This is a genomic window from Sphingomonas sp. Leaf10, assembly GCF_001421245.1.
In the GTDB taxonomy this organism is placed as follows: domain Bacteria; phylum Pseudomonadota; class Alphaproteobacteria; order Sphingomonadales; family Sphingomonadaceae; genus Sphingomonas.
This window is the reverse complement of sequence record NZ_LMKE01000001.1, coordinates 72,863-96,188: the sequence shown is the minus strand read 5'-3', so window position 1 is coordinate 96,188 and position 23,326 is coordinate 72,863. Positions and strand designations below refer to the sequence as shown.

Here is a 23,326-nt window from a genome sequence, read left to right as displayed (position 1 = left end):
TCAGGCGGCCAGCACCGCTCCGCCATGATCGCGCAGCATCGCCGCGGCGCGTTCGGTCGCGGCGCGAATATCGTCGGCCAGCGATTTCACCTCGCGTGCGACTACTGCAAAGCCGGTGCCCGCCTCCCCCGCCCGCGCCGCCTCGATCGCGGCATTCAGCGCGACCAACCGGGTCTGCGCGGTGATGTCGCCGATCGACGCGACGATCCCGGACAATTGCGTCATCGCCGATTGCAGCGCTTCCTTCTGCCCCTCCAACGCGATGCGGAAGCGGTTGCCCTCGTCCAGCCGTGCCTGCACCTCGTGCTCCAGCACGATCTGCCGGGTCATGTCCGTGGCGATCTTGACGATTTTCGACGGGTGCCCCTGCGCATCGAGCACCGGGTTGTAGGTCGCCTGCAACCACACATCCCGGCCCTGTCGATCGACGCGACGATACAACCCGCCTTCGAACGCGCCCCCGGCAAGCTTGCGCCAGAACGCGGCATAGGCCGGGGAAACACCCTCGGCCGCCGAACAGAAGAGGCGATGATGCCGTCCGCTCACCTCGGCCAGGGAATAGCCCATCGTGCCGAGGAACGCGTCGTTCGCCCACAGGACCGTCCCGTCGAGCGCAAACTCGATGACTGCCTGCGAGCGACAGATCGCTTCCCAGGCGCCGCGGTACACGGCATCGTCGCGGACAGGTCCCTTATCCATCTGAAAAACCTACCGCAGATAGGTTAACGACCGTTTAGGACATACGCGCGGTTTGCAACAAACTGTGTCCGGCTACGGACCCTCAGTCCTTTTTCAGGTGCCGGCGGCCGAGCAATTCGGCGATCTGCACCGCGTTCAGCGCCGCACCCTTGCGCAGATTGTCGGACACGCACCACAGGGCCAGCCCGTTCTCGACGGTCGAATCCTCGCGCACGCGGCTGACATAGGTCGCGAAGTCGCCGACGCATTCGATCGGGGTCGCGTATCCGCCGTCCTCGCGCTTGTCGACCAGCATGATGCCGGGCGCCTCGCGCAGGATCTTCTGCGCATCCTCGGCCGACAGCTCGTTCTCCATCTCTATATTGATGGCTTCGCTGTGGCCAACGAACACCGGCACGCGGACACAGGTCGCGACGACCTTGATCTTGGGATCGAGGATCTTCTTGGTCTCGACCACCATCTTCCATTCTTCCTTGGTCGACCCGTCGTCGAGGAAGCTGTCGATGTGGGGGATCACGTTGAACGCGATCTGCTTGGTGAACTTCTTTGGATCGGCGCTGTCGCCGACGAAGATGTTGCGGCTCTGTTCGAACAGCTCGTCCATGCCCGCCTTGCCCGCGCCCGACACCGATTGATAGGTGGCGACGACGACGCGCGTGATCTTGGCGGCATCGTGGATCGGCTTCAGCGCGACGACCATCTGCGCGGTCGAGCAATTGGGGTTGGCGATGATGTTGCGCGCCTTATACCCGTCGATCGCCTCCGGGTTCACCTCCGGCACGATCAGCGGCACGTCGGGGTCCATACGGTACAGCGACGAATTGTCGATCACGGTGCAGCCGGCGGCGGCGAACTTCGGCGCATAGACCTTGGTCGCGTCGCTGCCGATCGCGAACAGCGCCATGTCCCATCCGGTCGGATCGAAATGCTCGATATTCTGGATCTTGTACTGCTTACCGGTCTCGCCGAAATCGGCCATCTCGCCCGCCGAGCGCGACGATGCCAGCACCGCCAGATCGTCGATCGGAAATTCGCGCTCCGCCAGGATGTTCAGCATCTCGCGACCGACATTGCCGGTCGCTCCGGCGACGACTACCCGATAACCCACTCGACTTCTCCGCGATCAAATCTTGCGCGCGGCATACCGGTTCTGCACCTTTTGTAAAGTCACGCGGGGACCAGCGTTGGGCCGGGCAGCACCTCCGGAACCTGATCGGGCCGCCGCCGGAACGGCTGACGCTGCCAATAGGACAGGCTGCGCCACGCCCATTCGAGCGGCCCGATCGCGAACCAGCGCGCCCATAGATTGGCAGCGATGGCGCTCACCACGATCACCCCCGTCGCGATCGCGAACTGTCCGGCATGGCCGTATTTCGCCCACAGGTTGAACCCATAGGGCGCGAACAGGATGTGCAGCCCGATGATCTGCTCGAGGAAATAGACCGAGAACGCCATCCGCCCGACCGCGCGGAACGGATGCAGCAACCGCGTGCCGCCGACCGTCTTCATCGCCAGATTGACCGCCGCGACATGGCCGATGCTGACCGCGATCCGCGCCGCCTCCTGCGTGAACCAGATCGTCTTGGCCGTCGGCAGCAGCGGCATCATCTCGACCACGCCGATCGCGCGTGCTGTCAGCCCGAAACCATAGGTGGCGAGCATCAGCCCCAGATAGAAACGCGCCGTCCGCTCGCCCTGAATGATCCGCCATTTCCAAAGTGCCACGCCGATCAGCATCACGCAGAATGCCTCGATCACCGCCATGCCGATCAGCCCCTTGCCGACCATGAACTTCGTCCAGCCCTCCCAATAACAGGTTGCATAGGGCATCCAGCCGCCGGAATGCGCCTTGCGTTCCTTGACCAGCTCCTTGGCCATCTTCTCGTTGGACTGGCGGCGTTCGATCTTCTTGTTCCATTCGGCCAGCGCTTTCGCGTCGTCCTTGGCGACCGGCTTGCCCGCCGCCTGCGCTGCCTGCGCGCGTTCGACCTTGGTCTGCATGCCGACCCGCTCGACATATTCCATGCCGCCCATCGCCACATTGAACAGCATCAGCAGGCTGCCCAGCGCCACCAGCGCCTTCGGCCCCAACAGGCGGAACGGAAACAGGAACAGCGACGCCAGCGCATAAATGGTCAGGATATCCCCCACCCACAGCACGACGAACACGTTGACCAGCCCGAAGAACAACAGCCACAGCGTCCGGCGATAGAACAGGTCGGCAATCGCCACCGGCCCGTCCGGCCGCATCGCCCGCGCGGTCAGCACCATGAACCCTGCGCCGAACAGCAGCTCGAGCACCCCGCGCTGCGTGCCTTCCAGGAAGACCATGACGAAGGCCCACGCCACACGGTCGATCGGCGTCCACCCGATCCAGCGGAAGTCGGCCATCAACACCGTGACCGGCGACGCCTGCATCGCTACGTTCATGTAATAGATGGCGAGGATGGCGAGGCCGCGCAGGACGTCCAGCACCTCGATTCGCGCGCGCCCTGTGATCGGTGCGATCCCGCCGGCAACTTCCCCCATCGCCCGACTCCCCCAAGTCCTTCGCCGCAAGGCTAGATGTGGGGAAAGTCGGACGTCAATACTTCATTCGGGGGTCACTTCTCCACGACTTGGCGATCGAGGAAGTTCAGGATCGTCTTCCACAGATGTTCGCTGACACCTTGTCCGCCGACACGATGCGTCTGTCCCGGATACAGCATCAGTTCGAACGGCGTCGCGCTCTTCTGCATCGCCGCCATCATCGCCGTCGAATGTTCGAGCACGACGTTATCGTCGGCCATGCCGTGGATCAGCAGCAGCGGATCCTTGATCTTCGCCGCATCGGGCACCGCCGCCGACGCGGTATAGGCATCCCGGACCACGCGCGGATCGCCCATATAGCGTTCGGTATAATGGGTGTCGTATAGCTCCCAGCGCGACACCGGCGCGCCCGATACGCCCGCGGCGAACACGCCTAGCGCCTTCTCCAGCATCTTGAGCGTCATGTATCCGCCGTACGACCAGCCATAGGTCGCGATCTTGTCGGGCGCGACGAACGGCAGCGTCTTCAGATAGTTCGCACCCGCGATCTGGTCGTCGACCTCGACCGTCCCCATCGCCTGATGGATCTGGTCCTCGAACGCCTTGCCGCGTTCGGGCGATCCGCGATTGTCGATCTCGAACCAGATCCAGCCGCGTGTCACCAGATATTGCCGGAGCGCACCGCCCCACGCACGCTTCACCACCTGGCTACCGGGGCCACCGTAATGCGAGAAGAACACGGGGTAGCGCTTGCCCGGCTCCAGCTTCGGCGTAATCATGTTCCAGTACAGCGTCGAACCATCGGCAGCCTTGATCGTCCCGAACTCGGTCGGGCGGTGGCTGGCGACATAGGGCGCGTAGGGGTGGTCGCCGGTCAGCGCATTCTCGTTGATCCACGCGATCCGCTTGGCGGCGGTATCGGCCAGATAGGTCTGCGCCGGCTGGTCGGGGTTGGAACGCGACACGATCAGCCGCGACGCCTTCCCATCCATCGACGCGCCATAGGACCAGCCGCGCTCGGTCAGCCGGGTGATGACGTCCGGCCGGTTCAGGTCGACGCGGTACAGCTGCCGCTCGAGCACATCGTCCTTGTTGCCGAGGAAATAGATGCGGCCCTTCGCCTCGTCGACGCCCGCCAGATCCGACACCATCCACTTGCCGCTGGTCAGCTGCGTCCATTTGCCGCCCTTCCAGCGATAGAGATGCGCGTATCCGTCGCGTTCCGACGACCAGATGAGGCTGCCGTCCTTCATCGCGTGATAGGCGTTGGACAGGTTGATCCAGCTCTTGGGCCCGCTCTCCTCGCTGAACAACACGGTTGCCGCCCCCGTCGCCGGATCGACGCGCAGCATGTCGAGCTTCGTCTGCGTCCGGTTCTGCCGCTGGACCAGCAGCGCCTTGCCATCCGGCGTCCAGTCGACCCGCGCCAGATAGATGTCGGGATCGGGGCCGAGATCGACCTTCACCCTGCCCGACCCGTCGGGCTTCATGACGTACAGTTCGACCAGCACGTTGGGCGTGCCTGCCTTCGGATAGCGCTGTTGATAGATGCTCGTCCCCTCGGCACCGATCGCCGATCGGGTGACGATGCCAACCGGTGCTTCGTCGAAGCGCTCGACCGCGATCAGCCGGTCGTCGGGCGACCACCAGTAACCGGTGCGCCGGTCCATTTCCTCCTGCGCGACGAACTCCGCCTCGCCGAAATGGACCGTGTCCTTGCCCTCGGTCGTGACCGCCGTCTCCTGACCGGTCTTCAGGTCGAGCGTCACCAGATTCTGGTCGCGGACGAAGCTGACATAGCGCCCCTCGGGGCTGACCACTGGGTTCAGCTCGCCGCTCTCGCTGTTGGTCAACCGCCGGACATTGCCGTCGATCGATGCGAGATAGAGGTCACCGTCCAGCGGCACGAGGATCGACCTGCCATCGGGTGCCCAGTCATAGGCGAGGATACCGCGCTTGCCGGTCAGCGACCGGTCGCGCTCGCGCTGCATCTTTTCCGCCTCGGACAGCGCGGCACCGGTGCCGACCTTCTTCGAATCGACCAGCATCCGCCATTCGCGGCTGGTCGTGTCCATCGCCCACAGGTCGAACCGCTCGCGCTCGTCGGGACGGTTGCGCAGCACCGTCACATATTTGCCGTCGGGCGACAGCCGCAGATTCTGCGGCGCGGCCCCGTTCAGATCGGGGTTGGCAAAGACGCGTTCGAGCGTCAGGTCGCCCGGCTTCGCCGCCTCGCTCGCCGCCACCGGCGCTGCCGGTTCACTCGCCATCCCGGCCTGACCCAATGCCAGCAACGCCGCACCCATCAACCATTTGACCATATCGCCCCGTATATCCTGCGGTGAAACCGCGCCGATCGTATCAGCGGTTATCGCTTGGCCGGGGGCGGAGGTAAATGGGGGAGTTTGGCGATGCGATACGGAGTGGGACCTGCCGCCCCCTTCGTCGCTCCCGCGAAGGCGGGAGCCTATAGACACCGAGGTCGCGCCTCCTGCCCCGGCGTCAGCGTGAATGGATTCCCGCCTCCGCGGGAATGACGAGCGCCAGAAATCTACTTCAAAAACTACATCGCCTCCCCCGGATCGACGCCCCACAGTCGCGCCTGCTCGACATAGCCCCCGCGCCCACGCACGTCGAAGAAGCACCACGCGCCATTGCACCGCGACAGCCGCCCGACCACGCCCGGTGCTGCACGCCACACCACCGCCGCGCCCGATTGCGGCGACGCGCGCAGTTCGACCACCTCGCGCCCGACGAACGCGGTACGGCGATCGCTCAGCAACCCGACCTGCAACCATCCACGCGTGCCGTCGGGATCCTCGACCCGGCGCCAGTCCTGATAGATATCGACGACCTTGATCGGCAAATCGGCGCGGCGATACACCCATTGCGTCGGGTAATTCTTGCCCGGACCGCTGCGCATCCGTGCCTCGCCCGCGGCGATCGACGCATAATAAGGCGGCTTGCGGCGCTGCGCCTCCGCCGATCCGGTCGCCAGCACCACCAGCATCGACGCGACCGCGATCGATCGCCTTGCGAAGCGCATGTTATCGTCCCCTTTATTTGAACCCCGCCTCTATCGGTAACGACACCATGCCCGCAAGCCGTTGACGCAGGTTCAACCAGCCGCCAATCCGGTAACCATGATCGGTACCGCGCCCCCGCCCCGCCATCCGCGAGTCCAGGTGACGCGGCGTCTGCCGGCAGCGACCGAGGGGCGGATGGCCACGCTGTTCGATACGGTGTTCAGCGCCGATGACCATGCCTTCACCCGCGACGAACTCGCCGCCGCCATGGCCGATTGCGACGTCTTCGTCCCCGCCGTCACCGACGTGATCGACGCCACGCTGATCGACGCCGCGCCCGACCGCCTGCGCCTGATCGCCAATTACGGCGCGGGCGTGAACCATATCGATCTAAAGGCCGCGCGCGCCCGCCGGATCATCGTCACCAATACGCCGGGCGTGCTGACCGAGGATACCGCCGACATGGTCATGGCACTGATCCTCGCCGTGCCGCGCCGACTGGCCGAAGGGGAAAAGCTGGTCCGCTCGGGCGAATGGAAGGGGTGGAGCCCCGGCGGGATGCTCGGCCACCGCATCGGCGGCAAGGCGCTCGGCATCATCGGCATGGGCCGTATCGGCCAGGCCGTCGCCCGCCGCGCCCGCGCCTTCGGCCTGTCGATCCACTACCACAACCGCCACCGCCTGCCCGACGTGGTCGAGGCCGAACTCGGCGCGACATGGCACGCCGACCTCGACCAGATGCTCGGACAGATCGACCTGCTGACCATCCACACCCCGCGCAACGCCGACAGCGAGAACCTGCTCGACGCCCGCCGCATCGCCCGCCTGCGCCGCCACGTCTATCTCATCAACGCCTCGCGCGGCGGCATCGTCGACGAAGAGGCGCTGGTCGACGCGCTGGAGGGCGGTCGTCTCGCCGGCGCCGGCCTCGACGTCTGGGCGCACGAACCGGCGATCAACCCGCGCCTGCTGGCGCTGCCCAATGTCGTGATGACCCCGCATATGGGCTCTGCGACGCTGGAGGGACGCGTTGCGATGGGGGAAAAGGTGATTACCAACATTCGCGTCTGGGCGGATGGGCATCGGCCGCCGGATCAGGTGTTGGAAGGGTTGCGGTAATTCATCTATTGAAGGCGCATATTCCGGACTACTCATTCATTTAGCTTTTCTCGCGTCCAAAATAAAAAAATTGCCGAACATATTCGGCGCTTATTCAGTCAGCTAATCCTACTAAATATCGAGATTACGTATTACAATGTCCGGGATTTTCGACGCAAGCCGATCGATGCCAATAATATCCTTCAAGGACGTCGCAGTTTCCGGGATTATCGCGCCGATAATTGGCAGCACATTGAGAACGGCCATATTCGTTTTGGGCATCATAGTTTATGAGGCGGCATCGTCTCGCACGGACGCAGCGCTAAATATCGCGTTGTTTTATCCGATCATTTTTGTGGTTAGCCTGTTAGGAACGATACCTGGATCGATTCTGATAGGAATACCGGCGGTGTATCCGCTTCGGAACGTGATAGCCCGTCACCCGGCTTGGACTGCATTGCCCATCGTTCTATACAGCATTGCATTACCAACAATTCTCGTGGCCTTGACGATCGACCCAAATTTGGAAAAATTGCTCTATTATTTACTTATCCTGATCTACTGCCCGGCATGCGCGCTTGGCTTTGTGATAACGCTGCGGAGAATATTCAGGATCGAACGCAGGCGCTTGGTATCCGAGGAATTGAGCGTGTGATCGAACCTGTGATATCTGTTTCCTTAAATCGACACACCCTGCCAATCTGCGGACGGATCTTTATTACCACCGCTGTTTGACACCGCCGCTCGCGCAATGCGCAAACACAGCGCAAGTGTGAACTTAGTGAACTTTGGCCGAAAACCCTAAGCCTTCAAGCCACTTAGCCACTCGGCAATCATCGCCTGCCCCGCGCGCACCGCCGCCGGCCCCAGCGTCCGATACGCCTTGGTCAGTTCGCCGCGATGGTTCGGGCAGTCGAGATAATCGAGCCACGCCTCGAACCGTGCATCCTCGCCCATTTCGGCATGGAATTGCAGCGCCAGCAGGTTGGCACCCCGCCGAAACCCCTGTCGGTATCGCTCGGTCGTCGCCAGCAACTCGGTCCCTCCGGGCAGGTCGAACGTGTCACCATGCCAATGCAGCACCGGCACCCCCGCGACATGCCGCAGCGGCGAGTGCTCATCGGCAAGCTCGATCGGCGCAAACCCGATCTCGCACCCGCCGCTGCCCTTGTAGACGTCCGCGCCCAGCGCCGCCGCCATCATCTGCGCGCCGAGACAGATGCCGAGCGTCGGCCGATCCGCCGCCAGCCGCCGCGACAGCGACGCGATCTCGCCCGGTATCCATGGGTTCTCGGCGACGTCATACACCCCCATCGGCCCACCCATCACGATCAGCAGGTCGGGCGCGGTCAGGTCGGCAGTGGCGAAGGCCGGATCGGTCACGTCGATCCGATCGATCGCATATCCCGCCGCCTCGACCGGCGCGCGGTATCCGGCACAGCCTTCATAGGGAACGTGGCGAACGATCAACGCGGACTTCATGCGCGCCAGTCTATCGCGCCGCAGGTTAATGGCACCTGTAATGTTTCTTTGTGTTGCAATGGGACGGGTTTGGAACCCCTGCCCCGCAAAACCATTGGCGGGGCACAGTGTATCACAGGAGTAACCCCATGAAAAAGATCGCGACTATCGTCCTCGCCGTCGGCAGCTCGCTGGCCGCCTGTTCGACACTGCGCGGCGGCGCGATCGGCGCGGCGGGCGGTGCTGGCATCGCGGCGGCGACCGGCGGCGATGTCGAAAAGGGCGCGGCCGTGGGCGGTGTCGGCGGTGCGGTGGTCGGCACCGTCGCCGACGACTGATCGGACGCATTCCCGAGTCAATTCGGCCCTGAACCGGGATTTCGCTGCTCTCTCGATTAAAGGGACAGCGGAACCCCGGTTCAGGGCCGGGATGACGTCCTCAATCCCCAGTCAGGATGCGATCGACCAGCTGCTTCACGTTCGGCACGAACCCGTTCGAATAGAAGGGATCGCGCTTGAAGTTGTACGCTGCATGCCCCGCGAACATTAGGTTCTGGTCGGTCGGCCCGCCATGGGCGATATCCTGCAACGTCTTCTGGATGCAGAAGCTGCGCGGATCGGCCAGCCGTCCAGTCGAGTTGGTCTCGCTATCGGCCCAGCTCGAAAAGCTGCACTGCGACAGGCAGCCCATGCAATCCGCCTGATCCTTGCGGATGATGCCCTTCTCCTCGGGGCTGACGAACACCAGCGTATTGTCCGGGGTCTTCAGCGCGTCGGTGAAGCCGAGGCCGAACCATTCGCGGGCGCGCAGCAAGTCGCCTTGCGTCACCCAGAAATTCTTGCCCTTCACCCCCACGTCGAGCTGGAAGACATGATCGCCCGCTTCCTGGGTCGAGAAGGCGATCTGCCGCTCCGACCGTGCCTCTAGCTGGCGCAGGAACGGGTTGCGGACCGCCGACGAATAGAAACCGGTCGGGCTGAACCGGTGCAACAGCACCTCACCCTCCTCGATCTCCATCAGCTTCGCCTTCCACTCGGGTGGGATCGGGCTTTCCTGCGTCAGCAGCGGGCGGGTGCCGAACTGGAACGCGATCTTGCCGAGTTCGGGGTTGTCGATCCAGTCGTTCCAGTCGCGCAGATACCAGACGCCACCGGCCATCACGATCGGCACGTCGTCGGAAATGCCGCCTTCGCGCATCGTCGCGCGCAGGTCGCGGACGCGCGGATACGGGTCCTGCGGGGCCAGCGGATCCTCGGCATTGGACAGGCCGTTATGCCCACCCGCCAGCCACGGATCCTCGTACACCACCGCCGCCAGCCATTCCGACGCCTTCGAATAGGCGCGCTTCCACAGCGCACGGAAGGCACGGCCCGACGACACGATCGGCAGATAGCTGACGCCGTAGGAAGCGGTGATCTCGGACAGCTTATATGGCATGCCGGCACCACAGGTCACACCCGATACCAGCCCGCGCGTCCGCTCCAGCACGCCGTGCAGGATGCGCTGCGCCCCGCCCATTTCCCACAGGACGTTGATGTTGATCGCGCCCTTGCCGCCGGCGATCTCCCATGCGCGCCGCACCTGCTGCACCGCGCCCTCGATCGCATATTCGATCAGTTCCTCATGGCGTTCGCGGCGGGTCAGCGCCTTGTACACCTGGGGCACGATCTTGCCCTCGGCATCGTAGCTGTCGGCATTGACCGCCGAGACGGTGCCGATCCCCCCCGCCGCCGCCCAGGCACCGGCCGAAGCGTGGTTGGTCGCGGCAACGCCCTTGCCCCCTTCGATCAGCGGCCAGACTTCGCGGCCGTTATAAACGATGGGCGACAGACCTTTGAACAACGTGACCTCCAACGGGAACTTCGGCGCGAACCGGGCAGAGCCGACGATCGCATCGAAGCGTCATTAATCGCAGCAGACGCCGAACGCGAGCAAATTGCGTGGACCGCACGCTGCCGGACCAGCACCATCGCTTTGGTCCGGATTGGCCCAGGTGCATTTTTCTCCTGGGTGAAGCATAGCCTGGCATATGACCGAACCGTCTTTGGCCATCGTGCACGACCATGCGCTGCGGACCGTCATCGTCACCCTTCACGGGCAATGGACGGTCGCAACCGCCAAAGCCTATATCGCCGCGGTCACCGCCGACATGCGTGCCACGCCCGCCCGGTTGATGCCGCGGAACCTGCTGTTCGACATTCGCGACTGCGCCCTGCACGTCCGCGGCGTGGTCGAGACGCTGGTCGAATTCCGCCGGAACCAGATCGGTGAGATGGAGCGGATCGCGATCGTATCGGCCTCGGCGCTCGACGCGATACAGGCTCGCCGCATCACCGCCGCCCGCGAAACGGCGGTGTTCGACGTGATCGAACCGGCCCGCGCCTGGCTGGCCGAAGCGGACGTTCAGACCGGCTGACCCAGCGCCCCCGGCCGCCCGATCGCGCGTTCGTACAGCGCCTTGTAACTGGTGATCATCGTCGCCTCGTCGAACTCGGCAAAGGCCTTGGCCCGATTGCTCTCGCCGACATAGTGCCGCGCCGCCGGATCGACCGCCAGCATCTGCAACCGGTCGCGCAGGTGCACTTCCATCCGGTCGATGCCCATGTACGGCTGGTTCGACTCCGACACCATCTTACCGATATCGCCCAGCGACGGCGCCACGACCGGCAGGCCGGCGGCCATCGCTTCCATCACCGAAATCGGCTGCTGCTCGCTCTTCGACGACAGTGCGAAGATATCGAACAAGCCCATATAGCGCCACGCTTCGGGCAGGAACCCGGGCAAGTGGACGCGGTCGTCGATCCCCATCGCCTCGGCGGCATCGAGAATATTCTGCCGCTCCGGCCCTTCGCCGACGATCACCAGCCGCACCTTGACCGCAATCCCGCCGACCGACCGCACCAGCAGCGGCAGGTCCTTCACCTCGCGCAAACCGGCGACGCAGCCGATGACGATCTCACCCGGCTTGCGGCGGAAACCGGGGATCGCGTCGGGCGCGCACCCTTGCGCGAACCGCGCGACGGGTACGCCGTTGCCGATCAGGTGCAGCCGCCCCTCGGGCTGTTTCCACACCGTCCGCGCGACGTCGAGCAACCGCTCCGACGGCACGACCAGCGCATCCGCCGCGCCCAGCGCGAACCGGCGATACAGGTTGCGCACCGGGTTCAGCCGGGTCGCCTCATCCTCGTTGAAGCCGTCCTCGTGATGAATCACCGGCGGCGCGCCTTTTGCGAACACCCGCCTTGCCATCACCCCGTCGATCGCGCCCCAATTATAGGTCAGCACCAGATCGAACCGCCGCATGTATTTCGCGATCGCCTCGAACCGCGCGACCGATGCCTTGCCGGTCAGCGCCGGCGGGTTCTGCGCGATCTCGTATCGGATATGGCTGCCGATCGCCGCCTGCGCCTCGGTCCGCTCGGGCACGCCCGACACGATCGTATGGACAGCGTTCGATCCCCATGCGTGCATTAGCCGGATCGCCCGCGCCTCCTTGCCCCCGTAAGCGAAGGAAGAGTGGAGGTGCAGGATGCGGACCGGCGCGCTCACGCCCCCGCGACCCGCGCCAGCAACCGGTCGATCGCCGCCATCGACGCCGGTTCGGTCAGTGTCGGGGCATGGCCGACCCCGGCGATCGTCGTCAGTTCGGCGGTACCGATCCGCTCCGCCATCGCCGCCCCGACCTGCGCCGGCAGGATATCCGACAGTTCGCCGCGAACGATCGACACCGGCTTGCCCGCAAGCGCTTCATAGGCGCGCCACATGTCCGGACCCGCTTCATTGCCAGGCACGCGAAACGGCTCGGCGATCTTCATGTCGTAATCGAGGATGATGCGCCCCGCCGAATTGAGCCGGTGCACCCGCTTGGCCATGTGCAGCCAGTCCTGCACCTCATAGCCCGGATAGACGTCGCCGTTGTTCTCGGCGACTGCGCGCGCCGCATGCATCCAGGTCGGGTGGCTGACCTGCCTGCCGACATAGCCGCGAATCCGCCCCAGCCCGACCGGATCGAGTTCCGGCCCGACATCGTTGAGCAACGCCGCCGCGATCCGGTCGCGATCGGTCGCCGCCAGTAACATCGTCAGAATCCCGCCCAGCGACGTCCCAAACGCGACGACCTGCGGCAGTTCCAACTGGTTCAGCAGGGCTTCGACATCCTGCAGATAGACCAGCGGCACATAGGTCATCGGATCGCGGGCATAGCCGCTTTCGCCGCGTCCGCGCATCTCGGGCACGATCAGCCGCCATTCGCCAGCAAGCCGGTCGGCAACATCCTCCCAGTCGCGCACATTGCGCGTCAACCCGTGCAGGCACAGGATCGCCGGCCGGTCGGCCCGCCCGGCATAGTCGCGATAATGCAACCGCAGGCCGTCGTTCGACCACCAATATGCATCAGTGAAGCGTTGCTTGTCGGATAGCGCCATCGCCCCCCATATCGCCGCATGGCCGAAAACCCGCAACCCGCTCGCTATCGCCCCCGCACCGATATCCTGTCGCTGGGCGAACCGTTCTACGATGCCGTGGCGCCGGCGGCCTTTCCCGAACATATCCTGCGCTTCCGCAACGATCGCGCGGCGGCGCAGATCGGGATCGTCAACGCGGACGCGACGGCGGACGCCCTGCGCCTTGCCGACGACGCGTGGGTCGATCATTTCGCCTGCTTCACCCCGCTGCCCGGCAGCATCCCGCAACCGCTGGCGCTGCGCTATCACGGGCACCAGTTCCAGTCGTACAACCCCGATATCGGCGACGGGCGCGGCTTCCTGTACGCGCAGGCGACCGACCATCGCGACCGGCTGCTCGACCTCGGTACCAAGGGGTCGGGACAGACCCCCTACAGCCGCTTCGGCGACGGCCGGCTGACGCTGAAGGGCGGCGTACGCGAGGTGCTGGCGACCGAGATGCTGGAGGCGCTGAACGTCCCCACGTCGCGCAGCTTCTCGCTGATCGAGACTGGCGAGGAACTGGTACGCGGCGACGAACCCTCGCCGACGCGCTCGGCGGTGCTGGTCCGGCTAAACCACAGCCATGTCCGCATCGGCACCTTTCAGCGGCTCGCCTATGAACGCAACGCCGACGCCATGCACCGGCTGGTCGACTATGTGCTGGTCCGCCTGCACGGCCGCACGCCGGGCAGCGCCCCCGCAATCGAGATGTTCGACGAGGTCGTCGGCCGCGTCGCCACGCTCGCCGCGCGGTTCATGGCGGCCGGGTTCGTCCACGGCGTGCTCAACACCGACAATATCAACGTCACCGGCGAGAGTTTCGACTACGGCCCGTGGCGGTTCGCCCCGATCTGGGACGCCGGCTTCACCGCCGCCTATTTCGACCATCAGGGGCTATACGCCTTCGGTCGTCAGCCCGACGCGATGCACTGGAACGTCATGCAACTGGCGGTGGCGCTACGCACGGTCGTCGAGGCGCCACCATTGATCGAGGTGCTGGAAACCTTCCCCGATCGCTATGCGACGGCGGCGGCCGATGCGATGCTGTGGCGTCTGGGCGTTACCCCGCGCGACCAGGCCAGCGACCGCGCGCTAGCCGATGCGGTCACCACCGCGATTGCAACCTCGCACATGCTGATCGACCACTTCTTCTTCGAGGCATTTGGCGGCTGGCTACCCGAAGGCGACGACTGGGCCGCGTTCGAGGCCGTCCGGGCGCTGCTGTCCGACTATCGCCCGCGCAGCGACCGCAGCCACCCCTATTGGTCCGATGCCGCCCCCTGTTCGATGCTGATCGGCGAAGTCGAGCAAATCTGGGCCGCCATTGCCGAGCGCGACGACTGGACGCCGTTCGATGCCAAGGTCGCCGCCATCCGCCGCATGGGACAGGCGCTTGCCTGACATCGACCGATCGTAGCAGACAACTGGCATCGCCGCGCGTTCTGGTCCAAGGATGCGCAATAATCAGGAGGCGGATACAACTACGCATGGCCGAACTCGTCTCGACCGAACCCGCAACCGGCGCGACCCTGTGGCGTGCCCCTGTCGGCGATGCCGATACCGAAGTCGCCGCCGCCCGTGCCGGCTGGGCCGGCTGGGCGTCGCGCTCGCTCGCCTACCGGATCGAAGCGATGCGCCGCTTCGCCAATGTCGTGCGCAGCCGCGCCGAAGCCTTTGCCGATGTGATCGCGCGCGAAACCGGCAAGCCGCTCTGGGAAGCGCGGACCGAGGTCGAGACCGTTATCGCCAAGGTCGAAATCTCGATCACCGCATATGGCGAACGTACCAGCCAGCGGCGGCTGGAGGCACAGGCCGGGTCGCGCATGGCACTGCGTCACAAGCCGCACGGCGTGCTCGCGGTACTCGGCCCCTATAACTTTCCGGCGCATCTGCCCAACGGCCATATCATTCCGGCGTTGATCGCGGGCAACGCGGTCGTGTTCAAACCGTCCGAAAAGACCCCGGCCAGCGGCGCGTTCCTCGTCGACTGCTACCGCGCCGGCGGTGTGCCCGAGGATTGCGTGCGGCTGCTGATCGGCGGTCCCGAACAGGGCCGCGCACTTGCCAGCCATCCCGACATCGACGGCTTGCTGTTCACCGGATCGGCCCGTACCGGCATCGCGCTCAACCGCCAGTTCGCCGAAACGCCCGAAAAGATCCTCGCGCTCGAAATGGGCGGCAACAACCCGATCATCGTGTGGAGCGCCCCCGATCTCTACGCGGCGGCGGTGCTGGTCGTACAGTCGGCCTTCACCTCCGCCGGACAGCGCTGCACCGCCGCGCGCCGGCTGATCGTCGAACGGCGGCTGGCCGAACCGCTGCTGGCCGAAATCAACCGGCTGTGCGAGCGGCTGATTATTGCCGAACCCCATGCCGATCCCGCGCCCTTCATGGGCCCCGTCATCGACAACGAAGCCGCCGACCAACTGACCGAAAGCTTCCTGTCGCTGACCTCGCGCGGCGGGCGTCCGCTCCGCTTCATGCAACGAATGATCGATGGGCGTCCGTTCCTGACCCCCGGCATCATCGACATGTCCGACACCGCCGAGCGCAGCGATGTCGAACTGTTCGGACCGCTCCTGCAGGTGTTCCGCGTCGACAGTTTCGAAGACGCGATCGCAGAGGCGAACAACACGCGCTACGGGCTGTCGGCATCGCTGATTTCTTCCGATCCGCAACTGTATGACGGCTTCTGGGCCAATATCCGCGCCGGCATCGTCAACTGGAACCGACCGACCAACGGCGCATCGTCGGCAGCCCCCTTTGGCGGTATCGGCTGGTCGGGCAATCACCGCCCCTCCGCCTATTACGCCGCCGACTATTGCGCCTATCCGGTCGTCTCGGCCGAAGCGGAGCAGGCCCGCGCCTCGATCGGCATCGGCCTGCGCAACCAATAGGTCGCTAAACAATCCCTTCCCGCCCCCCAAGCAAGCGTCGGTTGCCTGCGGGGCGGGGCGACCGCATCTACGCCAGCATGGCAACGTTACTCGATCCGACTGCGCGCGGGCGCGTCATCCTCGTCGGGGCAGGTCCGGGCGATCCCGGCCTGTTGACCGTGCGCGCCGTCGAGGCGCTGAAATCTGCCGACGTCGTCGTCCATGACGGGTTGATCGACCCGCGCGTACTCGATCTGGCACCGGCGACCGCACAGCGCATCTCGGTCGCCAAGCAGCGCGCGCGCCACACGCTGCCGCAGGAATCGATCAACGCGCTGATCGTCGCGCATGTGAAGACCGGTGCGATCGTCATCCGGCTGAAGGGCGGCGACCCGTTCATCTTCGGTCGCGGCGGCGAAGAGGTCGAAGCGGTGCGCGCCGCCGGCCTGACCGTAGAGGTGATCCCCGGCGTCTCGGCGGCGCTTGGCTGTGCGGCGGGCGCGATGCTGCCGCTCACCCACCGCGACTGGTCGTCGGCGGTCAGCTTCGTCGCCGGCCAGTGCAAGGGCCTCTCCGAACAGGACTGGTCGGGCCTTGCCGGACAGGGTCGCACGCTGGTGATCTATATGGGCGTCGCCACCGCCGAGGCGATCGCCGACAAGCTAATGGCCGACGGCGTCGCGCCCGACATGCCGGTCGCGGTGCTGGAACGCGGCACCTATGCCGATGCCCGTGCGCTCCGCACCCTGCTCGCCGACCTCGGCCCGATGGTCGCACGCGAGGATGTGCAGAGCCCGGCGGTGATCGTCGTCGGCGAAGTGGTGCAACTGGCCGATGCCGAGGATAAGCTCGGCAACTGGGCACGTGCGGCGGCGGCACTGGCATGAAGCTGCTGACCGGAAACGACCTCGCCAGCGGCGACGTGACGTGGTGGACCGGCAGCGACTGGTCGCGCCATGTCGAGGATGCGACCGACGTCGGTGAGGACGGCGAAGGCATCGCACAGGTCGAGGAAGCCGCTCGCCGCGTCAATGTGCCGTACGTGATCGACGCAGTGGCAACGCCCGAAGGCCCCCGCCCGGCGCACATCAAGGACCGCATCCGCGCCCTCGGCCCGACGGTGCGAACCGACCTGACGCTAAAGCCCGCCGATCCGGACGCCGGAGCGTGGGTCATCTAATCAAGCTCCTCCCCGTTCGCGGGGAGGGGGACCAGCCGCAGGCTGGTGGAGGGGGATGTCCCCAAGCGCAGCGCCGGTAGAGAACCCCCTCCACCATCGCTGACGCGACGGTCCCCCTCCCCGTGCCGGGGAGGATTTTGAATGTACCAGTACGACACCTACGACCAGTCGATCGTCGACGCCCGCGTCGCGGAGTTCCGCGATCAGGTCGAACGCCGCCTGTCGGGTCATTTGACCGAGGATCAGTTCAAGCCGCTGCGGCTGATGAACGGCCTCTATCTCCAACTCCACGCGTACATGCTGCGCGTCGCCATCCCCTATGGCACGCTGTCGTCGACGCAGATGCGCCTGCTGGCCGATATCGCCCGCACCTATGATCGCGGCTATGGCCATTTCACCACGCGCCAGAACCTCCAGTTCAACTGGATCAAGCTGGCCGACACGCCCGACATTCTGGAAAAACTGGCGAAGGTCGAGATGCACGCCATCCAGACCAGCGGCAACTGCATCCGCAACATCAGTTCGGACCAGTTCGCCGGTGCCGCCGCTGACGAGCTGACCGACCCTCGCCCGTGGGCCGAGCTGCTGCGCCAGTGGAGCACCTTCCACCCCGAATTCAGCTACCTGCCGCGCAAGTTCAAGATTGCCGTCATCGCCGCCGATGAAGACCGCGCCGCGATGCGCCTCCACGATATCGGCCTGCGCATCGTCGAGCAGGACGGCGTTGCCGGCGCGCAGGTCTATGTCGGCGGCGGCATGGGCCGCACCCCGATGGTCGCACCGCTGGTCAACGACTTCGTGCCGTTGTCGGACCTGATGAGCTATCTTGAGGCGTGCCTGCGCGTCTACAATCGCTATGGCCGCCGCGACAATATGTACAAGGCGCGGATCAAGATCCTGATCCACGAGATTGGCGTCGATAAATACCGCGCCGAGGTTGCCGAAGAATTCGCGCATATCAAGACGCTGGGCATCGACCCACCCCAGGCTGAATTCGACCGTATCGCCGCCTTCTTCGCCGACCCTGCCTTTGCCGACACCTTGACCGATGCCCCGGTCGATCGCAGCGATGCGGGCTTCGCGGCATGGCTCGACCAGAACACCCATGCCCATAAGCGCGCCGGCTATACGATCGTTACCATCAGCCTAAAGCCCGCTGGCGGCATTCCCGGCGACGCCTCCGCCGATCAGATCGACGCGATGGCCGATCTTGCCGAAGCCTACAGCTTCGCCGAACTGCGCGTCACCCATGCGCAGAACATCGTCCTGCCGCACGTCCGCTCGTCCGATCTGCGCGCGGTCTATGACCGGCTGGTCGCGATCGGGCTGGCCGAGGCAAATCTGGACCTCATCACCGATATCATCGCCTGCCCCGGCCTAGATTATTGCAGCCTTGCCAACGCCCGCTCGATCCCGCTCGCACAAAAGATCGCGACCCGCTTCGCCGATCCGGTGCGCCAACGTGATCTGGGCGAACTGAAGCTGAAGATCAGCGGCTGCATCAACGCCTGCGGCCACCACCATGCCGGCCACATCGGCATCCTTGGCGTCGACCGGAAGGGGACCGAGAATTTCCAGCTGCTGCTGGGCGGATCGGGTGCGGAGGACGTATCGCTTGGCAAGATCACCGGTCCCGGCTTTTCCGAGGACGGCGTGGTCGACGCGATCGAGCGAGTCACCGACCGCTATCTCGCCGAACGCACTGACGGGGAACGCTTCGTCGACACCTACCGCCGGATCGGCATGGAACCGTTCAAGGAGGCTATTTATGGGTAAGCGATCCGCCGCTTTCCCGGCCGCACCGCACGCGCTCTATGCCGAACATGGCTATTCGCCGGCGATCCGTGCCAATGGGTTGCTGTTCGTATCGGGGCAGGTCGGCGCCCGCAGCGACGGAACGCCCGAACCCGACCTTGCCGACGAAGTTGCGCTCGCCTTCGCCAACCTGACCGACGTGTTGGCCGGCGCAGGTTGCACCTCGGCCGACGTCGTCGACGTGCAGATCTTCACGACCGATCCCGAAGCGGTCCTGCCGCTGCTGTTCGCGCACCATCCGGCCTATTGGGGCGATGCGCCCCTGCCCGCGCTGACCGCGACCGGCGTGACCTGGCTCGCCGGTTTCCGCTTCGAACTGAAAGTCGTCGCGCGCCTGCCCGACAATGGAGAGACGGCATGAACGAACCGCTGCGCCTGCGCGACGATGTAGCGCATGACGAACCCGCTGTCACGTTGGACGCTTTTCTCGGCCAGTCGAACGCGACCGCCGTGCGGATCGAGGCGGGTGACGATGCCCGCCTGCTGCTCCCGCATCTCGACCGGCTGGCACTGATCGAAGTCAGCTTTCCCAAATTCCGCGACGGCCGCGGCTATTCCGCCGGGCGTATCTTGCGCGAGGCGGGTTATACCGGCGAGTTGCGCGCCGAAGGCGACGTGCTGATCGATCAGATCCCGCTGATGCGCCGCTGCGGCTTCGACAGCTTTGCGCCAACCGCCCCGGTCGATCCCGCCGCGCTCGAACGCGCGCTGGAACGCTACGACCACGTCTATCAGGCGGCGGCCGACGCGCAGGTGCCGGTGTGGAAGCTGCGTCATGGCTGATGCCGATCCCGACATTCGCGCGCGCGACCGGCTGGACATCGGCCCGCGTTTCACCGCCGCCGATGCGCAGGCGTTAAACGATCGCTTCCGCGACGCCTCGACGCAAGAGATGCTGACCATAGCCCTGCGCGACGGGCTGCTCGGTAATGTAGCCGCCGTATCGTCCTTCGGCGCGGAGTCAGCGGTATTGCTGCACCTGATCGCGTCGGTCGACCGCTCGGTCCCCGTGCTGTTTCTCGAAACGGGCAAGCATTTCCCCGAAACGCTCGCCTATCGCGATCTCCTTGTCGAACGGCTGGGCCTGACCGACTTCCGCAACCTCACGCCCGATGGCGATCTGCTGGCGGCAAAGGACGCGACTGGCTTGCGCTGGTCCTACGATCCCGATGGCTGCTGCGACCTGCGCAAGGTAGAACCGCTCGCGCGCGGCCTGCTGGGCTTCGACGCCAGCTTCACCGGGCGCAAGGCGTTCCAGTCGGCGACCCGCACCGCCCTGCCGCGCTTCGAACTCGACACGTCGGACGCGGTCGGCCGGTTGAAGGTCAATCCGCTCATCACCTGGACCCCGGCCGACATCGACGCCTATTTCGCCGAACACGACCTGCCCCGCCACCCGCTGGTCGAACAGGGTTTCCCATCGATTGGATGCCAACCCTGCACCAACAGAGTGAAGCCAGGCGAAGACCCGCGCTCGGGTCGCTGGACCGGCTGGGAAAAGGTCGAATGCGGCATCCACAAGCCGCTGCTCGACGGCGACCCGAACCTGCCGAGCTTCTGACCCCATACTTGCCCCGCCCGGGTTTCGGGCGCAAAGGGCGGCGATGCAGCAATCGGCAGTCGCCTACTTCACCAACGGCCGGATCATTATCGCGCCGGTGTCGCGCACCGTATCCGCCGACACGATCGCGACCGATCCCCAATGGTTCGGCAAGTCGGCCAAGAAGGCAGTGGTCGCGCAGGCGATCGGTGCGGCACTGGCAGCATCGCGCGGCGACGTAGCCGATCCGACCCCCGACCAATGGAAGCGTCAGTTCATCCCCTTCCAGGACGCGGCAGCCGTCAAGAACTTCAAGGCCTTTATGCGCGAGGCTCGGCGGGTCGATATCGACCGGACTGGCGACACAGTCATGCTTACGCCCTCCGACAATCTCGGCGCGAACAACGGCTTCGAAGCGCGCGACGGCGAAGCGGCTCCGTTGTCGACCGACGATCTGGATGCCGTCGCGGGAACGCTGTTGACGCTGCTTGGACTGCGACCCGCGACGACCGGTTGACGGGCTACCATCAAACTCAATCGCGGCCGAAGAAGTAGAGCGCTTCCAAGACCAGCCCGATCGCGATCAGAAACCGCTCATAAGGTAGCCGCGCCGGAGTCTTCTCGCTACGCTGGAAAGGCAAAGCGCCGCTCCGCCGCAGCAACTCGTCGCGGTGAAGGCGAGCGATGACGATACCGGGATCGCCCTCCGGCTCATGCCTGCCCGGCGAGCCGTACAGCATGGGCACCTCGGTCAGCAGCCCATGTTCCAACTTCTTGGCGGCCTCCGCGCGTTGCCGAAGGTGATCGGCGAACGCATCGGCGTCCATGTCAGATGGAGGCGTGGGAACTTTGTTGCGCAGCTCCTCCATCCACCGTTCGGTCACGCCGCGCCTCCCGTTACCACCGGACCGGCTTAACCCGACGTGGTAAATGAATGGTGGCGGCGCGGGCGAACCGCCCGCGCCTCTTGACATCAGGCCCAGGGCTTGGTCCGCACGGCATGGTCCGCCGCGCGGGCGGTCAGTGCCATGAAGGTTAGCGACGGATTGACGCACGACACCGACGCCATTTGCGCGCCGTCGGTGACGTAGAGGTTCGACGCGTCGTGCGCTTGGCTCCAGCCGTTCAGAACCGACTTGCGCGGATCGGCACCCATGCGTGCGCCACCCATTTCGTGGATCGCGTCGCCCGGGACGTGTGCACCTTCATAGCTGCGGACATTGGTCAGGCCCGCCGCCTTCAGCATCTTCTCGCCCTCGATCCGGGCGTCGGCCATCATCTTCAGTTCGTTGTCGCGGAACTTCACGTCGAACTTCATCAGCGGCACGCCGAACCGATCGACCTTGTTCGCATGCAGCGACACATGGTTGTCGGCATAGGGCAGGCATTCGCCGAACGCGCCCATCCCGAACTTCCACGGCCCATATTGCCGCATGCCATGCTTCATGTCCTTGCCGAAACCGACCGGCGCCATCGGTTCGCGACGCGCGCTGCCCTGATAGCCATAGCCGCGACGGAAGCCGACGCCTTCCTCACCCTTCAGGTTGCGGAAGCGCGGGACATAGACCCCGCCCGGCCGCCGACCATATTCGATCAGGTCGGTCATGCCGGGGATATCGCCCTCGGCCCCGACGCGGAAGATATGGTCCATGACATAACGCCCCAGCGTCCCGCTGGTGTCGAAATGGCTGCGACCGCCGCCGCCCATCCGCGAATTCATCAGGATCTGCGTAGATGCCATCGCCGACGCGCACAGGAAGACGAGGTTCGCCTGCACCGTTTCCGCCTGGCCCGTCTTCGCATCGATGAAGCGGACGCCGGTCACCTTCTTGCGCTTGGCATCATATTCGAGGTTGGTGACGACCGCGTCCGACCGGAGCGTCAGCCGCCCGGTCGCGCGTGCCGCCGGCAACGTGACCGCCTGCGTCGAGAAATAGGCACCGAACGAACAGCCATTGCCGCACTGGTTGCGGAACTGGCACTTGGTGCGGTTCTGGTCCGGCTTGTCCTCCGTCATGTTCGACAGGCGGGTGTTGATCAGCTTGCGGCCCGGAAACTTGGTTTCCAACTGCTGCTTCAGCCACTTTTCCGCGACGTTCATCGGCATCGGCGGCTGGAATTCGCTGTCGGGCAGATAGGGCAGGTTCTCGCGCGAACCCGATACGCCGATATATTTCTCGACATAGCTGTACCACGGCGCGACGTCGTCATAGCCGATCGGCCACGCACCATCGATGCCTTCGCGCTTGTTCGCCTCGAAATCGTCGGCGCTCCACCGGAACGACCAGCGGCCCCAGATCAGCGACTTGCCGCCGACCGCGCCCGGGCGGATCCAGTAGAATTTCTCCCCCTCGTCAAAGGCATAGGGGTTGAGCCGGTCGTCATTGTAAAAGGACCGGTTGCTTGGCGACACATAGCCATATTTCGCGATGAAATAATCGCTGTCCATCAGCGGCTTGGGCATCTGGTTGCGCGCCGGGACCTCGTACGCAGGCTTGCCGTCATACGGATAACCCTCGACATGCTCGACCATGCGGCCACGGTCGAGCATCAGGACGCGCAGGCCCTTTTCGGTCAATTCCTTTGCGGCGAAGCCGCCGCTGACGCCCGATCCGATGACGATCGCGTCAAACCTGTTGGTGACTGCCATAATTCCC

24 protein-coding genes are annotated in these 23,326 nt (G+C 65.0%); 13 read left to right on the top strand and 11 right to left on the bottom strand.

The window, feature by feature from the left end:
- The 5 genes from ASE59_RS20950 to ASE59_RS00430 all read right to left on the bottom strand — a co-directional run bounded on the left by ASE59_RS20950 (window position 1) and on the right by ASE59_RS00430 (window position 6,274).
- Window positions 1-699, bottom strand: a complete 699-nt coding sequence (locus ASE59_RS20950; protein WP_056450758.1) for a methyl-accepting chemotaxis protein — start codon at window positions 697-699, stop codon at window positions 1-3.
- An 82-nt stretch (window positions 700-781) separates the two neighbouring features.
- Entirely contained in the window at window positions 782-1,807 is a 1,026-nt protein-coding gene (locus ASE59_RS00445) for an aspartate-semialdehyde dehydrogenase (RefSeq protein ID WP_056450755.1), read from the bottom strand.
- A 59-nt stretch (window positions 1,808-1,866) separates the two neighbouring features.
- A complete protein-coding gene (locus ASE59_RS00440) occupies window positions 1,867-3,228 on the bottom strand; it encodes a DUF418 domain-containing protein (protein ID WP_056450753.1) in 1,362 nt (453 codons plus the stop codon).
- Between the two features lie 74 nt (window positions 3,229-3,302).
- Window positions 3,303-5,498, bottom strand: coding sequence for a DPP IV N-terminal domain-containing protein (locus ASE59_RS00435; protein WP_056452566.1), 2,196 nt, complete (start codon window positions 5,496-5,498; stop codon window positions 3,303-3,305).
- A 293-nt stretch (window positions 5,499-5,791) separates the two neighbouring features.
- Window positions 5,792-6,274: an SH3 domain-containing protein gene (locus tag ASE59_RS00430; protein ID WP_056450750.1), complete on the bottom strand. Its 483-nt coding sequence runs from the start codon at window positions 6,272-6,274 to the stop codon at window positions 5,792-5,794.
- Between the two features lie 97 nt (window positions 6,275-6,371).
- On the opposite strand from ASE59_RS00430, the gene ASE59_RS00425 reads away from it, so the two are divergent.
- Together ASE59_RS00425 and ASE59_RS00420 are read left to right on the top strand one after the other, a co-directional pair.
- Window positions 6,372-7,373, top strand: a complete 1,002-nt coding sequence (locus ASE59_RS00425) for a 2-hydroxyacid dehydrogenase (protein WP_056450746.1) — start codon at window positions 6,372-6,374, stop codon at window positions 7,371-7,373.
- Between the two features lie 136 nt (window positions 7,374-7,509).
- Entirely contained in the window at window positions 7,510-8,007 is a 498-nt protein-coding gene (locus ASE59_RS00420) for a hypothetical protein (RefSeq protein ID WP_156359809.1), read from the top strand.
- 146 nt (window positions 8,008-8,153) lie between these two features.
- Here the strand turns inward: ASE59_RS00420 and ASE59_RS00415 are convergent, their stop codons facing one another.
- Entirely contained in the window at window positions 8,154-8,834 is a 681-nt protein-coding gene (locus ASE59_RS00415; RefSeq protein ID WP_056450740.1) for a glutamine amidotransferase-related protein, read from the bottom strand.
- Between the two features lie 128 nt (window positions 8,835-8,962).
- Between ASE59_RS00415 and ASE59_RS00410 the strand changes: the two genes are divergently transcribed.
- A complete protein-coding gene (locus ASE59_RS00410; RefSeq protein WP_056450737.1) occupies window positions 8,963-9,151 on the top strand; it encodes a hypothetical protein in 189 nt (62 codons plus the stop codon).
- Between the two features lie 100 nt (window positions 9,152-9,251).
- Here the strand turns inward: ASE59_RS00410 and ASE59_RS00405 are convergent, their stop codons facing one another.
- Window positions 9,252-10,655, bottom strand: a complete 1,404-nt coding sequence (locus ASE59_RS00405) for an NAD(P)H-dependent flavin oxidoreductase (RefSeq protein WP_056452564.1) — start codon at window positions 10,653-10,655, stop codon at window positions 9,252-9,254.
- A gap of 187 nt (window positions 10,656-10,842) precedes the next feature.
- On the opposite strand from ASE59_RS00405, the gene ASE59_RS00400 reads away from it, so the two are divergent.
- On the top strand, window positions 10,843-11,229 hold the full coding sequence (locus ASE59_RS00400; protein WP_056450734.1) for an STAS/SEC14 domain-containing protein: 387 nt from the start codon (window positions 10,843-10,845) through the stop codon (window positions 11,227-11,229).
- Here the strand turns inward: ASE59_RS00400 and ASE59_RS00395 are convergent.
- Together ASE59_RS00395 and ASE59_RS00390 are read right to left on the bottom strand one after the other, a co-directional pair.
- Window positions 11,217-12,362: a glycosyltransferase gene (locus tag ASE59_RS00395; protein WP_056450731.1), complete on the bottom strand. Its 1,146-nt coding sequence runs from the start codon at window positions 12,360-12,362 to the stop codon at window positions 11,217-11,219. The two genes, ASE59_RS00400 and ASE59_RS00395, sit on opposite strands and share 13 nt — an antisense overlap.
- A complete protein-coding gene (locus ASE59_RS00390; RefSeq protein WP_056450725.1) occupies window positions 12,359-13,237 on the bottom strand; it encodes an alpha/beta fold hydrolase in 879 nt (292 codons plus the stop codon). Before ASE59_RS00390 ends, ASE59_RS00395 begins: the two co-directional genes overlap by 4 nt.
- Before the next feature lie 18 nt (window positions 13,238-13,255).
- Here ASE59_RS00390 and ASE59_RS00385 point away from each other — a divergent pair, with 18 nt between their 5' ends.
- The 9 genes from ASE59_RS00385 to ASE59_RS00345 all read left to right on the top strand — a co-directional run bounded on the left by ASE59_RS00385 (window position 13,256) and on the right by ASE59_RS00345 (window position 21,186).
- A complete protein-coding gene (locus ASE59_RS00385; RefSeq protein WP_056450723.1) occupies window positions 13,256-14,659 on the top strand; it encodes a protein adenylyltransferase SelO family protein in 1,404 nt (467 codons plus the stop codon).
- 86 nt (window positions 14,660-14,745) lie between these two features.
- On the top strand, window positions 14,746-16,155 hold the full coding sequence (astD, locus tag ASE59_RS00380) for a succinylglutamate-semialdehyde dehydrogenase (protein WP_056450721.1): 1,410 nt from the start codon (window positions 14,746-14,748) through the stop codon (window positions 16,153-16,155).
- Window positions 16,156-16,232: 77 nt separating this feature from the next.
- Window positions 16,233-17,021, top strand: coding sequence for a uroporphyrinogen-III C-methyltransferase (gene cobA / locus ASE59_RS00375; RefSeq protein WP_056450719.1), 789 nt, complete (start codon window positions 16,233-16,235; stop codon window positions 17,019-17,021).
- Window positions 17,018-17,314, top strand: a complete 297-nt coding sequence (locus tag ASE59_RS00370; RefSeq protein ID WP_056450714.1) for a DUF2849 domain-containing protein — start codon at window positions 17,018-17,020, stop codon at window positions 17,312-17,314. The genes cobA and ASE59_RS00370 overlap by 4 nt, the downstream gene beginning before the upstream one ends.
- A gap of 141 nt (window positions 17,315-17,455) precedes the next feature.
- Window positions 17,456-19,090 carry a nitrite/sulfite reductase gene (locus ASE59_RS00365; protein ID WP_056450712.1) on the top strand — a complete coding sequence of 545 codons (1,635 nt, stop codon included), beginning with the start codon at window positions 17,456-17,458 and terminating at the stop codon, window positions 19,088-19,090.
- Window positions 19,083-19,490 (top strand): Rid family hydrolase, encoded by a 408-nt coding sequence (locus ASE59_RS00360; protein WP_056450709.1) that lies wholly within the window; start codon window positions 19,083-19,085, stop codon window positions 19,488-19,490. The genes ASE59_RS00365 and ASE59_RS00360 overlap by 8 nt, the downstream gene beginning before the upstream one ends.
- Window positions 19,487-19,912, top strand: coding sequence for a DUF934 domain-containing protein (locus tag ASE59_RS00355; protein ID WP_056450708.1), 426 nt, complete (start codon window positions 19,487-19,489; stop codon window positions 19,910-19,912). Before ASE59_RS00360 ends, ASE59_RS00355 begins: the two co-directional genes overlap by 4 nt.
- Window positions 19,905-20,690, top strand: coding sequence for a phosphoadenylyl-sulfate reductase (locus ASE59_RS00350; RefSeq protein ID WP_056450705.1), 786 nt, complete (start codon window positions 19,905-19,907; stop codon window positions 20,688-20,690). Before ASE59_RS00355 ends, ASE59_RS00350 begins: the two co-directional genes overlap by 8 nt.
- A 43-nt stretch (window positions 20,691-20,733) precedes the next feature.
- A complete protein-coding gene (locus ASE59_RS00345; RefSeq protein WP_056450702.1) occupies window positions 20,734-21,186 on the top strand; it encodes a hypothetical protein in 453 nt (150 codons plus the stop codon).
- Window positions 21,187-21,202: 16 nt separating this feature from the next.
- On the opposite strand, the gene ASE59_RS00340 is transcribed toward ASE59_RS00345, so the two are convergent.
- Window positions 21,203-21,553, bottom strand: coding sequence for a hypothetical protein (locus ASE59_RS00340; protein WP_156359808.1), 351 nt, complete (start codon window positions 21,551-21,553; stop codon window positions 21,203-21,205).
- Between the two features lie 89 nt (window positions 21,554-21,642).
- Window positions 21,643-23,319 (bottom strand): GMC family oxidoreductase, encoded by a 1,677-nt coding sequence (locus ASE59_RS00335; protein ID WP_056450696.1) that lies wholly within the window; start codon window positions 23,317-23,319, stop codon window positions 21,643-21,645.
- Window positions 23,320-23,326 lie beyond the last annotated feature (7 nt).

Excerpts from the sequence above, each read along its gene's own strand:
- ASE59_RS00370 (WP_056450714.1), top strand. The coding sequence starts at position 17,018 with ATGAAGCTGCTGACCGGAAACGACCTCGCCAGCGGCGACGTGACGTGG.
- ASE59_RS00430 (WP_056450750.1), bottom strand. The coding sequence starts at position 6,274 with ATGCGCTTCGCAAGGCGATCGATCGCGGTCGCGTCGATGCTGGTGGTG.
- ASE59_RS00435 (WP_056452566.1), bottom strand. The coding sequence starts at position 5,498 with ATGGCGAGTGAACCGGCAGCGCCGGTGGCGGCGAGCGAGGCGGCGAAG.
- ASE59_RS00335 (WP_056450696.1), bottom strand. The coding sequence starts at position 23,319 with ATGGCAGTCACCAACAGGTTTGACGCGATCGTCATCGGATCGGGCGTC.
- ASE59_RS00420 (WP_156359809.1), top strand. The coding sequence starts at position 7,510 with ATGTCCGGGATTTTCGACGCAAGCCGATCGATGCCAATAATATCCTTC.
- ASE59_RS00400 (WP_056450734.1), top strand. The coding sequence starts at position 10,843 with ATGACCGAACCGTCTTTGGCCATCGTGCACGACCATGCGCTGCGGACC.
- ASE59_RS00390 (WP_056450725.1), bottom strand. The coding sequence starts at position 13,237 with ATGGCGCTATCCGACAAGCAACGCTTCACTGATGCATATTGGTGGTCG.
- ASE59_RS00350 (WP_056450705.1), top strand. The coding sequence starts at position 19,905 with ATGGCTGATGCCGATCCCGACATTCGCGCGCGCGACCGGCTGGACATC.
- cobA (WP_056450719.1), top strand. The coding sequence starts at position 16,233 with ATGGCAACGTTACTCGATCCGACTGCGCGCGGGCGCGTCATCCTCGTC.
- ASE59_RS00355 (WP_056450708.1), top strand. The coding sequence starts at position 19,487 with ATGAACGAACCGCTGCGCCTGCGCGACGATGTAGCGCATGACGAACCC.
- ASE59_RS00440 (WP_056450753.1), bottom strand. The coding sequence starts at position 3,228 with ATGGGGGAAGTTGCCGGCGGGATCGCACCGATCACAGGGCGCGCGCGA.
- ASE59_RS00360 (WP_056450709.1), top strand. The coding sequence starts at position 19,083 with ATGGGTAAGCGATCCGCCGCTTTCCCGGCCGCACCGCACGCGCTCTAT.
- ASE59_RS20950 (WP_056450758.1), bottom strand. The coding sequence starts at position 699 with ATGGATAAGGGACCTGTCCGCGACGATGCCGTGTACCGCGGCGCCTGG.
- ASE59_RS00425 (WP_056450746.1), top strand. The coding sequence starts at position 6,372 with ATGATCGGTACCGCGCCCCCGCCCCGCCATCCGCGAGTCCAGGTGACG.
- ASE59_RS00385 (WP_056450723.1), top strand. The coding sequence starts at position 13,256 with ATGGCCGAAAACCCGCAACCCGCTCGCTATCGCCCCCGCACCGATATC.
- ASE59_RS00415 (WP_056450740.1), bottom strand. The coding sequence starts at position 8,834 with ATGAAGTCCGCGTTGATCGTTCGCCACGTTCCCTATGAAGGCTGTGCC.
- ASE59_RS00365 (WP_056450712.1), top strand. The coding sequence starts at position 17,456 with ATGTACCAGTACGACACCTACGACCAGTCGATCGTCGACGCCCGCGTC.
- ASE59_RS00410 (WP_056450737.1), top strand. The coding sequence starts at position 8,963 with ATGAAAAAGATCGCGACTATCGTCCTCGCCGTCGGCAGCTCGCTGGCC.
- ASE59_RS00345 (WP_056450702.1), top strand. The coding sequence starts at position 20,734 with ATGCAGCAATCGGCAGTCGCCTACTTCACCAACGGCCGGATCATTATC.
- astD (WP_056450721.1), top strand. The coding sequence starts at position 14,746 with ATGGCCGAACTCGTCTCGACCGAACCCGCAACCGGCGCGACCCTGTGG.